Genomic DNA, 12,165 nt, shown 5'->3' on the forward strand with positions numbered 1-12,165 from the left:
TCTCTGCCGATCATGGTTACAAAGCGTGCTAGTCAAATCCGATACAATCGGTGGTCAGAACGAATGCATATGACTGGTTAGGTCGAATGCAAACGGGTGGTCAAGTGGAGTGCAATTTCGCAATTAACAAGGCACTGGTCAAAGAGGCCTGCACGGCTTTGCTCCAACGCGGGCGTAAACCGACTATCGATGCGGTACGCATCGAACTCGGCAACACCGGTTCGAAGACCACCATTGCCCGCTACCCCAAGGAGTTGCAGCAGACAGCGACAGTGTTTCGCTCAGCCCACAAGAACGTCTCCGCGTTCCGCTGCTGGCGGTGGTGAATCAAGTTGGTCGACGAGTTGGCCCAGGAGGCCGAAGAGACACTGGCGCGCGCGAGCAATTTGACCAAGAGCGCGCCGTGTTGCGCACAGCGCTGTCGCGCCAGAGCAACGAGCAGGAACCGTGAAAGATTCAAGTCAGCGACCTGAGTGACGAACTCGCACAGGCACGAACACAAAAGGAGTCGCTTCGCACGCAATTGACGAGCGAGCAGCAGTTGACGGCGACGCTGCAGGCCAAAGTACAGGAGCTACTCCCGCAACTGGCCGAAAAGCAGAGCCAGTTGCAAACCCTGAGCGAGACCAGCGCCCATGCCCGTGAATCCCTGCTGCATTTTCGCGACGCTGGCAAGGAGCAACGCCACACCCTGGAGCAGGAAGCTCAGCAGGTCGAGCAGCAGCTTAGAGCAGTTCTCTGACAGTCTTCACTGTGGGAATGCTGGTAAATTCCGATGCGATCGGTGGGGGGCTCGGTGGCTGCATTTCGTACCTGGCGCGCTGCTTAGGCTGTGCGTAGAGCTTTAGGTTTAAGTAAACAATTATTGTCCTTGCGGCTGTTTTATACGTTTAGTGGAAAGATTCCTTTCCCTAACAGCGTCCACCTCGCCATACCCTCATCAGACTGGACCTCCCCACTCAAGGGCCTGAAGGACACGGCGAACTTGTTTGGCCCCTATATTAGTTTCGCAGAGCATGATCGGTGCAGTCCCTCCGAGCGCTTTATTCGGTGTCGACATCCAATGTGCGGCAGTCACTTGTGTCTCTAATATCTCCTCGGCCAAGTGACTGACCACAGCAATTCTGTCCAAACGTTCGGAGGCCACAGGATCAAGGTTTTTGTGCGCACGCCGCCGTCGTTCAAGTGTGGAAATTGATGCATTGAGCAACGTTTCCAGGTGACGGTCTTGAAGGTCGAAGGCCAAACGAAAAGCATGGATGAGGTCAGCGGGAAACCCTACTTTTATTTGGTGCAGCCGCTCCGAATCCGTCAGCGACTCTTGATTGGAACTGAATCGCCAAAAGGCCGCGATGCCCTCCTCTCGGGCCACCTCTTGCTTTTTTCCCGGACGTCGAGACGCAGTTGAAGTACCCATCCGGACGCCCTCCACATTAATTTCCCGACAACTGAAAGATGGGCTAACGCCTGCCTAACCGGAACGGCTATCGAGTGCTGGTGCAACTCCATAGCGCACAAGGTCGATAAGCAGACGGAGCCATTTCCCCTATGCGTATCAATGGCTCAGGATCAATAGCTTTGGACCGATGATGAGTAGCCACTGCGGTCAATCGATACTCGCGCTCAGGAAGGGCTCGGTCAGTCGGTCGACTCTTCGCTCTTCGAGCGGCCCTGCCCGCAGGATCTCGTTTGCATTGGGATAATGCCGTAACAGCTGGCGGGCCTGACGTCGAATTGATGCTGAAAGCGTGGGATCTTGCGCCAGCTCGACCAGAAGGTCTCGCGTCTGAATGAGTGCGTTGGGCATTGTCATGATGTCCTCCTCGCACGAACCGTGCACCGTCCGGCCGCTCTGCGCTTGATGGCGTCCGACGAAGTTTTTTTGCACTGTAAATCACCTTAAGCCTACACCTAAACCAAGACGCCACATTGAGTCTATCGCCGGGATCGGCGCGGGCTTTTCGTGAATCCCCCCCTCTCCTCCTCGGCGTACAGCCAATCGAGCCTCTGAGTGCAAAAAAATCCATGGGGTTTGAGAACCCTGCATTCTCAAACCCGTTAAACCACTCACCGCAATCGCCAATCAGTCACGTTGTACAGCTGTAATAACGTAGGCCGTAACTCAGTACGAAATCGTCGCCACGCAGTCATTTTGACTCAGCCGGATCACGCCGCCAGTCGCCGAATGGTGCATCCGCCTCCACGTAGCGCATGGCGCTGTGCACATCCGCCAACCGACATACTCCATCAGGGCTTTCGGGCACCATTGATTGCGCGTGGCCCAAGTGGCAAAGCCGCGGCGCAGCGAGTGGCCGCTATAGCGATCCCCGGCGACACCACTACGGGTCAACGCCCGACGCAACACCCGCGCCACGCTGTAAGGGTGCAGCGCCTCAGCGGAGAGATACCCCCAGCGATGGATGCCACAAAACACCGGCCCCTGCTGCAATTGGCTGGGGCTCAACCACTCCTCGTACGCCTGTACCGGGCACAGTCGTTTTAGCGCCGGCACACTGACGGTGCGGCCCTGATGCTCACGGTCGGATTTGCTGCTGGAGAGAAACAGGCTCAAGCCTTCACCCGGCACCAACTGGTTGGTTTCAATGCGTAGACAACACAAATCGTCACTGTGAAAGGCGCGCCAAAAGCCCAGCAACAGCAAGGCCCGATCGCGGCCGGCACGCAGGCGTACGGCCAGGTTGGACGATGCCTCCTCCAACTGCAGGGCCGTCACACACTGCTCCAATTCCCTTAGCTGCAACGGTTCGGCCTGACGCACTGGCCGCGGGTGCAAGGCTTGAATGCCGCGCAACACGTCCCGCACTTGCGGGGCCTTGGTGGGATCGACAAAACCGTGGTTCAGATGCCAGCGTGCCAGGGCCGCCAGATTGCCGCGCAAGGTATTGATGGACAGGTCAGCGTGCTCGGCCAGGTAACGCACGATACTTTCGCTGGAGGCGGGCAAAAAACCGCCCCAGCTCACTTCGTAATGCGCCAAAGCTTGCTGGTAACGCCGAACTGTACTTTCCCGGCGCGCCGCTTGCAGGTAACGCTCTGCGGCTGTGCTCATACCCTGCCCTCCTACACAGCGGAGTTCACCCACCACAACGCTAACCGTCCTGATGGCGGCGAGAGCTCAGGCAAGTCAATCAGCATGCGCCATACTGCATAACATCCGGGAATCCCACAGGAGCTCCTGACATGGCCCGCGGCGGTATCAACAAAGCTCTGGTGCACGCCGCGCGTGACGCCCTGCTGGCCCGCGGGCTGCATCCCAGCATTGACCTGGTACGGGTCGAGCTGGGCAATACAGGTTCGAAGAGCACGATCCAGCGCTACCTGAAAGAACTCAACGGAGCCGCCAACCAGGCACCGCTTCCGACCGTCAGTGAGGAAATGCTCACACTGGTAACGAGTCTAGCCGAGCGGTTGACTCAGCAGGCGCAAGAGGCAGTGGCTGAAGAACGTATGCAACTCGATCGGCAGCAGATGACCTATCAGCAGGAGCAGGCGCAGCTACGCGAACGCCTGGATCAAGCCTTGGCAACGATCGCCGCCCAGACAAATGAATTTGCCAGTATCGACAGGACTCGCGACTTTACTTTGAGTGGTGTGAGCTGAATGTCAGCCCACAAGGCCTGACCGCCCTCCCCGACTGGCGCATGGTTAAGCAGCCGCAATCGGCGATAGCCGATGGAAACTTCATCCAGCCAGCCCCGATGGATAAAGATGCCGCGTGGCTGTTCGGCTGTGAAACCGAATACGCCAACAGTTGGCTGCGCGTCCAGAGCCCACGCCTGCACGGGCGTTTGTTGACGGCGTCTGGTTGCGCGATCAGCGATCTCGCGCCTTCGATGATCTGGTCCGAGGATGCCCGTTATCTTGCTTTGACTCGGCTCCACACCGACGTCGACGATGACCACAGAGGTCGCATGGCATGGCGGATCTTGCTGTTGGATGTTCAGGAGCGAACCTTGAGGTATTCACCCCAATGGCTGCGCAATCGACCGCAGTTTCAAAGTTTTAATGCCGAGGTGTTGAAGGTGCGTCTGTTTCTGCGCGACTGGGAAGCCGAGGACGAAAGAGACCGCGGCTCAGTCGAGGTGATGAAGTTGAGCGAGCTGCTGGCACTCCCCGCCGAAGACCTGCGCCCGAGCGCCGGACTCTGGCTGGCGAAAGATCAACTGGATAATGCCCCGGCGTGGCAAGCATTGGATACATCAGCGTTGAGTCACTACCAAAGGGCGACAGCTTAATTTTCAAAAAATGGATCTGCCCCCCTTTTTTACTCTTTGGTATTGCTAGATCGACGGGGGAATGCTTAGGCGTTGACCTTTGTGACACGGCATTTTCTACTTTAACATTCTTATACGGCGATACAGTTTCGCTCTCATTCAGGAAGATCATGGACATTCGATTCACGGAAGAAAAAGACTGGATGCTGTTGAAACACGTCCGCCTCGCGGCGCTGCTGGACGCGCCGACAGCGTTTGGTGTGAGTTACCAAACCGCCGCCGATTACACCGACGAACAATGGAAAGAACGCGCCTCGTCAGTCACTGGAACGCAGTTCTGGTTGGCCCTCAAGGAAGCCAAACCGATAGGCATGATCGGTGCCGCGGTCAGTCAAGCCGATCGCTATAACTTGATCGGAATGTGGGTTGAACCTGCCGAGCAGGGCTCTGGCGTGGCCACTCAGCTGGTTGAGGCCGTTAAGTCGCGCGCGATTGAAAAAGGCCACGCTCATGTTTTTCTGGACGTAGCTCCAGACAATGCCAGAGCCTCGAGCTTCTATCTAAGGCAGGGGTTTTCCTTCATCGATGAATGGGAACCGTTAGCCAGTCACCCGCATATCAGGGTTCAGACAATGCTTTGGTCTGTACGGAGCTGAGAAACAAACGAGTCTGTGTGCTGTACGCACCAAAGCGCGAGAAGTTGGTGGAGCTTTGCACACCAATAAAATGAACCCTGCCCGCCACCGCCCGCCTAACGCAATGACTAACAGGAGGTGGCTAATGCAAATCGAAACGATCTGGATCGTACTCGCCGCAGTGCTTTTGCTGGTTGAACTGTGGGCAATCAACAGGGTGGTCAAAAGCACGGGAAAAGTGGACAACAAAGGCGTGTGGATCGTGGTGATCGTGTTCGTGCCGTTGATTGGGCTCATCCTGTGGGCCTTCGCCGGACCGAAACACGTGGAGCACGACCCGCATTCACCGCAGGCCAGGCAATAACCCGATACCGATCTGAGCACTGTGAAAATTCAAAGGAACAAAGCCCCGGTGATTCGGGGCTTTTTTATTTCTACCTGACTCGCCAAGCGATCCGCCATCCCCCAATCGGCGTAGGAGCTGCCGAAGGCTGCGATCCTTTGATCTTCACGTCCGAAAAACGCGTAGGAAAACACCCTTTATGCTGACGAGGCTTACCGCTGTTGGGCTGCGCCCCCCGAAATCCCGCCCCCAATTTCCCAGGACATTTCGCACTGCCCGATTTATACAACTCTTCTTCTCTTGAGGACTTACAACGTGGGTTTTGATACCCCTAAGGGGCCGTGACCAAATTCGAGTCGTAAAAACTCGCGTTACCGCGGGTTTTCATGACCTGTTGTTTACCCCAATTAAAGCAAAAGCCCTTTCACCATCGGCACACAAGCCAACTGAAGCCCCGAAGGCGAATGGTAAATGGCAGGCGCATCCCCCACAAAACCGTACCGCCGGTAAAAGTCAGCGGCGTTCAGCGTAGCGTCGAGATTGACCTCCTCCAGCCCCAAATCCCGCGCCAAACCTTCCAGGTAATTCAGGATTTTCAACCCAATGCCCTGCCCCATAAAACCCGGCAGCACAAAGATCGCACCGATTTCATTGCGCTCCAGATCAAGCATGCCTGTCGCCACCGGCGCACCTTCAATACAACCCAGATAAAAGTGCTTTTCCATCAAGCCGTCGTACCCGTCCTTGGCGGCGCCTGCTGTCCAGGCGAGCATCTGCTGCTCGGTATAGGCGCCGATGCACTGGTGCCGTATCGCTTGCAGGCGGATGTCGAATGCCGTTTCGGCATCGCTTGACGTGGCGCGTCTGATCTCAATCATTTCATTCTCCATTAGCCATCCGTGGACGAAGAACTAAAAAGCCCCGTCCATTTCTGGCGGGGCTTTGGGTACTTACGTCAAATGCTATGAACGCGTGACCTCATGGCCCGCCGGAAGCGGTCATGGAGGAACACATCATGTTCATACGGCGTGTATAGATCATGGGACGATAGTGTTTCGGACGTTCCGGCCTGTCAATCCAACAATGTGACTGTGTATCTGCGTTCAATCAGCGCTTGTAACTTTCACACTCATTACGCAAGTCAGCATCGTCGATACTCCCGCAGCGACCATTGCCTGTTTTGGCTTCGCACAGTTTGCGTTGGTCACTGTCGCTGATGCTGAAACAACCGGCATGAGCGTACCCGCCAGCATCAACAACAACGCAATAATGACTCTCATCACACACTTTCATGTTTTGCCAGGAAACAGCCTGGCGCTGATTTCTCCAGGCTGATCGGGTGCACGACTACATGTTTAAAGATCAGAAGTTTGCAGGGGTGTTGGCACTGATAATCTCCGCCTCATCCGCCCCGATATTCCGAAACCGATGCGGCAGCGTCGTCGGAAAGTAATAGCCATCCCCCGCGTTCAGCACACTAATCTGCCCATCCACTGTCAACTCAACCGTCCCTCGGGTCACCAGCCCACACTCCTCACCTTCGGAGTGCACAATCGGCTCTTCCCCCGAACTCGCCCCAGGCGCGTACTGCTCGCGCAACAAGCGCATCTGCCGGCTCGGCACCGAGGCGCCAATCAGCAACAACCGCAACCCGTGCCGGCCGAGGTCTGGCTGTTCATTGGCGCGAAACACGTACTGATGTTCACGCGGTGGTTGATCGAAGGTAAAGAAGTCCGCCAAAGACATGGGAATGCCTTCGAGCAGTTTTTTGAGGGAACTGACGGAGGGACTGACGCGATTCTGTTCGATCAGGGAGATGGTGGCATTGGTGACGCCGCTACGCCGGGCCAGCTCGCGCTGGGACATTTTGTAGCTTTCGCGTACTAATTTGAGTCGTGAGCCCGTGTCCATGACAGCCTTATGTGTGAAGTACTTAAGGGGGTTATGGGGGTGGATGGCGGGCGACTTTTGGCCGCGAGGAACACCGCTTCCCTGTCCCGGAAAAGTGAAAGGCGGGTATTAAATCACGTTTGTTCGTGTTGCTCAGCAGCTTCGATGGGTGGTGGGTGAAAAAGGCTGGCGGGCCTGGTGCTGGTCGGTTTTGGTGCGTGAATTTTGCGGTGGATTTGCTTGGGATTGCGCTGTTTCAGGCGGTATCGGTGGTGGCTGATATGGCCTCTTCGCGAGCAAGCTTTGCTCCTACAAGGTTGGTCTTCTGGCATTGATCCGTGTGGGAGCGGGCTTGCTCGCGAAAGCGGTGGGTCATTCAGCATTGATGTTGAATGGGCTGGCCTCTTCGCGAGCAAGCTTTGCTCCTACAGGGTTGGTCTTCTGGCATTGATCCGTGTGGGAGCGGGCTTGCTCGCGAAGGCGGTGGGTCATTCAGCATTGATGTTGAATGGGCTGGCCTCTTCGCGAGCAAGCTTTGCTCCTACAGGGTTGGTCTTCTGGCATTGATCCGTGTGGGAGCGGGCTTGCTCGCGAAGGCGGTGGGTCATTCAGCATTGATGTTGAATGGGCTGGCCTCTTCGCGAGCAAGCTTTGCTCCTACGGGGTAGAGCTAGATGCCGAACCGATCGCGCAGTGCGTAGTACGCGGCACCCATGGCGGTGAGCGGGGCCTGGAAGGTCCGGCCGCCGAACATTGGCATATGCGGTAAGGATGCGAAGGCGTCGAAGCGTTCGGCGTCGCCACGGATCATTTCCGAGATCAGTTTGCCGGCCAGGTGCGAGCAAGTGACGCCGTGGCCGCTGTAGCCTTGCATGTAGTAGGCGTTTTTCTCGATGCGGCCGAATTGCGGCATGCGCGACATGGTCAGCAGGAAGTTGCCGGTCCAGCGGTAGTCGATCTTCACGTCCTTGAGTTGCGGAAAGGTCTTGAGGATTTTCGGCTTGATCAGTTGCTCGATGTCGTCCGGTTCGCGGGCGCCGTAGACCACCCCGCCGCCGTACAGCAAGCGGTTATCGGCCGTGAGGCGGTAGTAGTCGAGCAGGTAGTTGCAGTCTTCGACGCAGTAGTTGTTTTTGATCAGGCTGCGCGCAACCTTCTCGGACAACGGTTCGGTGACGACGATTTGCGAGCCGCAGGGCATGCTTTTACGGGTTACGCGGTTGTCGAGGTCTTGCGGCAGGTAGGCGTTACCGGCGATCAGCAGGTACTTGGCGCGGACCACGCCTTTGGCGGTGCGCACGGTGATCGGTTCGCCATAGGTGATTTCCACCGCCGCCGATTGTTCGTAGATCTTGCCGCCCAGGCCGATGATCGCCGAGGCTTCGCCGAGCGCCAGGTTCAGCGGGTGGATGTGGCCGCCCTGCATGTCGAGCAGGCCGCCGACGTAGTTGTCGCAACCGACTTCACGCTGGATGTCTGCCGCGTCGAGCATTTTCAGGTTTTTGTTGCCGTAGCGTTCCCAGCTGCTTTTTTGCTCGGCCAGGCCTTTGAGTTGCTTCTTGTTCAGCGCAGCGAAAATGCCGCCGGGCTTGTAGTCGCACTGGATGTCGTAGTGCTGGATGCGCTGGCGGATGATGTCGGCGCCTTCGAAGATCATGCTGCCTAGGACTTCGGCAGTCTTGTCGCCGTAGCGTTCTTCGATCACGTCGACGTCGCGGCTGTAGGAATTGACCAGTTGGCCGCCGTTGCGACCGCTGGCGCCGAAACCGACTTTGGCGGCTTCGAGCACGGTGACGCTGTAGCCGGCTTCGGCAAGGAACAGTGCCGAGGACAAGCCGGTGTAACCGGCGCCGATGATGCAGACGTCACACTCCACCCGTTCTTCAAGCACCGGAAAGTCGCCGGTGAAGTTACGGGTGGCGGCGTAGTAGCTGTTTACATGCGTTTGTTTCATAGGTTTCTCCGATGGCCGCAGGCTCAGCCTGCGACCGCCGTTGTAGAAGTATTAGAGCTTGATCCAGGTCGCTTTGAGTTCGGTGTATTTGTCGAACGCATGCAGCGATTTGTCCCGACCGTTACCCGACTGCTTGAACCCGCCGAACGGCGCGGTCATGTCGCCGCCGTCGTACTGGTTGACCCAGACGCTGCCGGCACGCAAGCCGCGAGCGAAGGTGTGAGCCTTGCTCAGGTTGCTGGTCCAGACACCTGCGGCCAGGCCGAAGATGCTGTCGTTGGCAATCGCCAGCGCTTCTTCCTCGGTGTCGAAGGTGATCAGCGACAGCACCGGGCCGAAGATTTCTTCCGGGCGATGGTCATGGCGTTGGTCACGCCGTCGAAAATCGCCGGCTCCACGTACAGGCCACCGGTGGCTTCGAGGGTGCGGCTGCCGCCCGCGATCAGTTGCGCGCCCTGGTCTTTGCCGATCTGGATGTAACGCAACACGTTGTCCAGTTGACGCTGATCGACCACGGCGCCGACGGTGGTATCCGGATCGAGGGCGTGCCCTGGTTTCCAGGCTTGCAGCGCGTCCACCAGCAGCGCAATGAACGGCTCGCGAATCGAACGCTCCACCAGCAAACGGGAGCCTGCGGTGCAGACTTCGCCCTGGTTGAAAGCAATCGCCCCGGCCGCTGCTTGTGCTGCCGCGCGCAAATCCGGCGCGTCGGCGAACACCACGTTTGGACTCTTCCCCCCAGCTTCGAGCCAAACGCGTTTCATGTTGCTTTGCCCGGCGTAAATCAGCAGTTGCTTGGCAATCGCGGTCGAGCCGGTGAAGGCCAGCACGTCGACGTCCATGTGCAACGCCAGCGCCTTGCCGACGGTGTGACCATAGCCCGGCAGGACGTTGAACACGCCTTTCGGGATGCCCGCATCCAGCGCCAGTTGCGCGATACGAATCGCGGTCAATGGCGATTTTTCCGAAGGCTTGAGGATGAACGAGTTGCCTGCCGCCAGCGCCGGAGCGAACTTCCAGCTGGCCATGATCAACGGGAAGTTCCACGGCACGATGGCCGCGACAACGCCGGTGGGTTCACGAGTGATCAAGCCCAACTGGTCGTGCGGAGTGGCCGCGACTTCGTCGTAGATCTTGTCGATGGCTTCGGCGCTCCAGCGGATCGCGTTGGCGGTCGCCGGGATGTCGATGCCCATGGAGTCGCTGATCGGCTTGCCCATGTCGAGGGTTTCGAGCAGGGCCAGTTCTTCCTGGTTGGCCAGGATCAGGTCGGCGAAACGGATCAGGATGCGCTTGCGTTCGGCCGGGGCCAATTTGGCCCAGATACCGGACTCGAAGGTTTGCCGAGCGACGGCGACCGCCGCATTGGCGTCGGCTTCGTCGGTGCTGGCGACATTGGCCAGGAAACGGCCGTCTACCGGGCTGATGCATTCGAAGGTGTCACCGCTCAGTGCCGTGCGGTATTGGCCATCGATAAAGGCCCGGCCTTCAATAGTTAAGGACTGGAAGCGTTGTTCCCAGTCGCTGCGAGTGTTTGTCATTGTTGTGACTCGACGCAGAGGAATAAGTGATCGTCTGTTAAAACCTGGAGTGCAATCCCCGGTAGGAGCTGCCGAAGGCTGCGATCTTTTGATCTTGACCTTAAAAAGCAAAGTCAAAAGATCGCAGCCTTCGGCAGCTCCTACTGGGTGATTCACTGGCCGTTAGACCGTGTGCAAATACCAGTTGTACTCAAGGTCGGAGATGGAGTTCTCGAACTCGGCCAGCTCGCTTTCCTTGCACGCCACAAACACGTCGATGTAGAGCGGGTCGATGTATTTGGCCATGACTTCGCTGTCGTCCAGCTCGCGCAATGCATCGCGCAGGTTGTTCGGCAGGCTCTGCTCGTTCTGCTCGTAGCTGTTGCCTTCGACCGGTGGGCCAGGCTCGATTTTGTTGGTCAGGCCGTGGTGAATACCGGCCAGGACCGAGGCCATCAACAGGTACGGGTTGGCGTCGGCCCCCGCAACGCGGTGCTCGATGCGCACCGAATCCGCGGAACCTGTCGGCACACGGACCGCCACCGTACGGTTGTCGATGCCCCAGCTTGGCGAGTTCGGGACATAGAACTGCGCGCCGAAGCGGCGATACGAGTTGACGTTCGGGCACAGGAACGCCATCTGCGCCGGCAGGGTCTCGAGCACACCGCCGATCGCGTGACGCAGTGCGGCGTTCTGCTCGGGATCCTCGCTGGCAAAGATGTTGTTGCCTTCTTTGTCGAGAATCGAAATGTGCACGTGCAGACCATTACCCGCCTGGCCCGGATACGGCTTGGCCATGAAGGTGGTGTCCATCTCGTGGTCGTAGGCGATGTTCTTCACCAGACGCTTGAGCAACACCGCGTAGTCGCAGGCCTTGATCGGGTCAGAGACGTGATGCAGGTTCACTTCGAACTGCGCCGGGGCGCTTTCCTTGACGATGGCGTCCGCAGGAATGCCCTGCTCTTTCGCGCCTTCGAGGATGTCTTGCAGGCAATCGACGTATTCGTCGAGGTCGTCGATCAGGTACACCTGGGTCGACATCGGGCGCTTGCCGGAGACCGGCGAGCGTGGCGATTGCGGACGACCGTTCACGTTGTCCTGGTCGATCAGGTAGAACTCGAGTTCAAAGGCTGCGCAGATCGTCAGGCCCATGTCATCGAACTTGCTCACCACCTGACGCAGCACTTCGCGAGGGTCAGCGAAGAACGGTTGGCCTTCAAGTTCGTGCATGGTCATTAACAGTTGCGCGGTTGGGCGCTTCTGCCACGGCTCGATGCTGAGGGTATTGGGGATGGGGAAGCAGATTCGGTCTGAGTCGCCGATGTCCAGACCCAGGCCGGTGCTTTCCACCGTAGACCCGTTGATGTCCAGAGCAAACAGCGACGCCGGGAGGTTAATGCCTTTTTCGTAAACCTTATGAAGACTGGTGCGTTCGATGCGCTTGCCGCGCACCACACCGTTCATATCCGCAATCAGAAGGTCGACGTACAAAACCTCAGGATATTTCTTAAGGAATGCGTTTGCTTCGTTGAGTTGAACGGCACGCAGAGGGACCGACATGATGCACCTATTAGCTGTTAATTATTAT

13 protein-coding genes and 1 pseudogene are annotated in these 12,165 nt (G+C 57.7%); 6 read left to right on the forward strand and 8 right to left on the reverse strand.

The window, feature by feature from the left end; all coding sequences use genetic code 11:
- Nucleotides 1–104 precede the first annotated feature (104 nt).
- Both JFV26_RS01235 and JFV26_RS01240 read left to right on the forward strand, forming a co-directional pair.
- Nucleotides 105–326, forward strand: a complete 222-nt coding sequence (locus JFV26_RS01235) for a DNA-binding protein (protein ID WP_342215413.1) — start codon at nt 105–107, stop codon at nt 324–326.
- A gap of 215 nt (nt 327–541) precedes the next feature.
- Nucleotides 542–742 carry a hypothetical protein gene (locus JFV26_RS01240; protein ID WP_201189026.1) on the forward strand — a complete coding sequence of 67 codons (201 nt, stop codon included), beginning with the start codon at nt 542–544 and terminating at the stop codon, nt 740–742.
- 198 nt (nt 743–940) lie between these two features.
- Here the strand turns inward: JFV26_RS01240 and parS are convergent, their stop codons facing one another.
- The 3 genes from parS to JFV26_RS01255 form a co-directional block, all read right to left on the reverse strand.
- Entirely contained in the window at nt 941–1,417 is a 477-nt protein-coding gene (gene parS / locus JFV26_RS01245) for a type II RES/Xre toxin-antitoxin system antitoxin (protein WP_201189028.1), read from the reverse strand.
- Nucleotides 1,418–1,606: 189 nt separating this feature from the next.
- Nucleotides 1,607–1,888, reverse strand: a complete 282-nt coding sequence (locus JFV26_RS01250; protein ID WP_274610313.1) for a BPSL0761 family protein — start codon at nt 1,886–1,888, stop codon at nt 1,607–1,609.
- A gap of 234 nt (nt 1,889–2,122) precedes the next feature.
- Nucleotides 2,123–3,070 carry a tyrosine-type recombinase/integrase gene (locus tag JFV26_RS01255; protein ID WP_201189030.1) on the reverse strand — a complete coding sequence of 316 codons (948 nt, stop codon included), beginning with the start codon at nt 3,068–3,070 and terminating at the stop codon, nt 2,123–2,125.
- Between the two features lie 131 nt (nt 3,071–3,201).
- On the opposite strand from JFV26_RS01255, the gene JFV26_RS01260 reads away from it, so the two are divergent.
- The 4 genes from JFV26_RS01260 (at nt 3,202) to JFV26_RS01275 (ending at nt 5,234) form a co-directional block, all read left to right on the forward strand.
- A complete protein-coding gene (locus JFV26_RS01260) occupies nt 3,202–3,621 on the forward strand; it encodes a DNA-binding protein (RefSeq protein ID WP_201189032.1) in 420 nt (139 codons plus the stop codon).
- 41 nt (nt 3,622–3,662) lie between these two features.
- Nucleotides 3,663–4,256 (forward strand): hypothetical protein, encoded by a 594-nt coding sequence (locus JFV26_RS01265; protein WP_242487714.1) that lies wholly within the window; start codon nt 3,663–3,665, stop codon nt 4,254–4,256.
- A 149-nt stretch (nt 4,257–4,405) separates the two neighbouring features.
- A complete protein-coding gene (locus JFV26_RS01270) occupies nt 4,406–4,891 on the forward strand; it encodes a GNAT family N-acetyltransferase (RefSeq protein ID WP_201189035.1) in 486 nt (161 codons plus the stop codon).
- 124 nt (nt 4,892–5,015) lie between these two features.
- Complete coding sequence (locus tag JFV26_RS01275) at nt 5,016–5,234, forward strand: PLD nuclease N-terminal domain-containing protein (RefSeq protein WP_201189036.1); 219 nt, start codon at nt 5,016–5,018, stop codon at nt 5,232–5,234.
- A 386-nt stretch (nt 5,235–5,620) separates the two neighbouring features.
- On the opposite strand, the gene JFV26_RS01280 is transcribed toward JFV26_RS01275, so the two are convergent.
- The 5 genes and pseudogenes from JFV26_RS01280 to JFV26_RS01300 form a co-directional block, all read right to left on the reverse strand.
- Nucleotides 5,621–6,091 (reverse strand): GNAT family N-acetyltransferase, encoded by a 471-nt coding sequence (locus JFV26_RS01280; protein WP_201189093.1) that lies wholly within the window; start codon nt 6,089–6,091, stop codon nt 5,621–5,623.
- Nucleotides 6,092–6,575: 484 nt separating this feature from the next.
- Complete coding sequence (locus JFV26_RS01285) at nt 6,576–7,124, reverse strand: cupin domain-containing protein (protein ID WP_201189038.1); 549 nt, start codon at nt 7,122–7,124, stop codon at nt 6,576–6,578.
- A 649-nt stretch (nt 7,125–7,773) separates the two neighbouring features.
- Nucleotides 7,774–9,057, reverse strand: coding sequence for an NAD(P)/FAD-dependent oxidoreductase (locus JFV26_RS01290; RefSeq protein ID WP_201189040.1), 1,284 nt, complete (start codon nt 9,055–9,057; stop codon nt 7,774–7,776).
- 51 nt (nt 9,058–9,108) lie between these two features.
- Nucleotides 9,109–10,598, reverse strand: a pseudogene (locus JFV26_RS01295) (aldehyde dehydrogenase).
- Between the two features lie 162 nt (nt 10,599–10,760).
- Nucleotides 10,761–12,137, reverse strand: a complete 1,377-nt coding sequence (locus JFV26_RS01300; protein ID WP_201189043.1) for a glutamine synthetase family protein — start codon at nt 12,135–12,137, stop codon at nt 10,761–10,763.
- Between the last annotated feature and the right edge of the window lie 28 nt (nt 12,138–12,165).

It is taken from the genome of Pseudomonas sp. TH31 (genome assembly GCF_016650815.1).
Classification (GTDB): Bacteria; Pseudomonadota; Gammaproteobacteria; order Pseudomonadales; family Pseudomonadaceae; genus Aquipseudomonas.

Bases quoted from the DNA above. Each gene is read 5' to 3' on its own strand.
- JFV26_RS01290 (WP_201189040.1), bottom strand. From the start codon at position 9,057: ATGAAACAAACGCATGTAAACAGCTACTACGCCGCCACCCGTAACTTC.
- JFV26_RS01265 (WP_242487714.1), top strand. From the start codon at position 3,663: ATGGTTAAGCAGCCGCAATCGGCGATAGCCGATGGAAACTTCATCCAG.
- JFV26_RS01285 (WP_201189038.1), bottom strand. From the start codon at position 7,124: ATGGACACGGGCTCACGACTCAAATTAGTACGCGAAAGCTACAAAATG.
- JFV26_RS01255 (WP_201189030.1), bottom strand. From the start codon at position 3,070: ATGAGCACAGCCGCAGAGCGTTACCTGCAAGCGGCGCGCCGGGAAAGT.
- parS (WP_201189028.1), bottom strand. From the start codon at position 1,417: ATGGGTACTTCAACTGCGTCTCGACGTCCGGGAAAAAAGCAAGAGGTG.
- JFV26_RS01260 (WP_201189032.1), top strand. From the start codon at position 3,202: ATGGCCCGCGGCGGTATCAACAAAGCTCTGGTGCACGCCGCGCGTGAC.
- JFV26_RS01300 (WP_201189043.1), bottom strand. From the start codon at position 12,137: ATGTCGGTCCCTCTGCGTGCCGTTCAACTCAACGAAGCAAACGCATTC.
- JFV26_RS01275 (WP_201189036.1), top strand. From the start codon at position 5,016: ATGCAAATCGAAACGATCTGGATCGTACTCGCCGCAGTGCTTTTGCTG.
- JFV26_RS01270 (WP_201189035.1), top strand. From the start codon at position 4,406: ATGGACATTCGATTCACGGAAGAAAAAGACTGGATGCTGTTGAAACAC.
- JFV26_RS01280 (WP_201189093.1), bottom strand. From the start codon at position 6,091: ATGATTGAGATCAGACGCGCCACGTCAAGCGATGCCGAAACGGCATTC.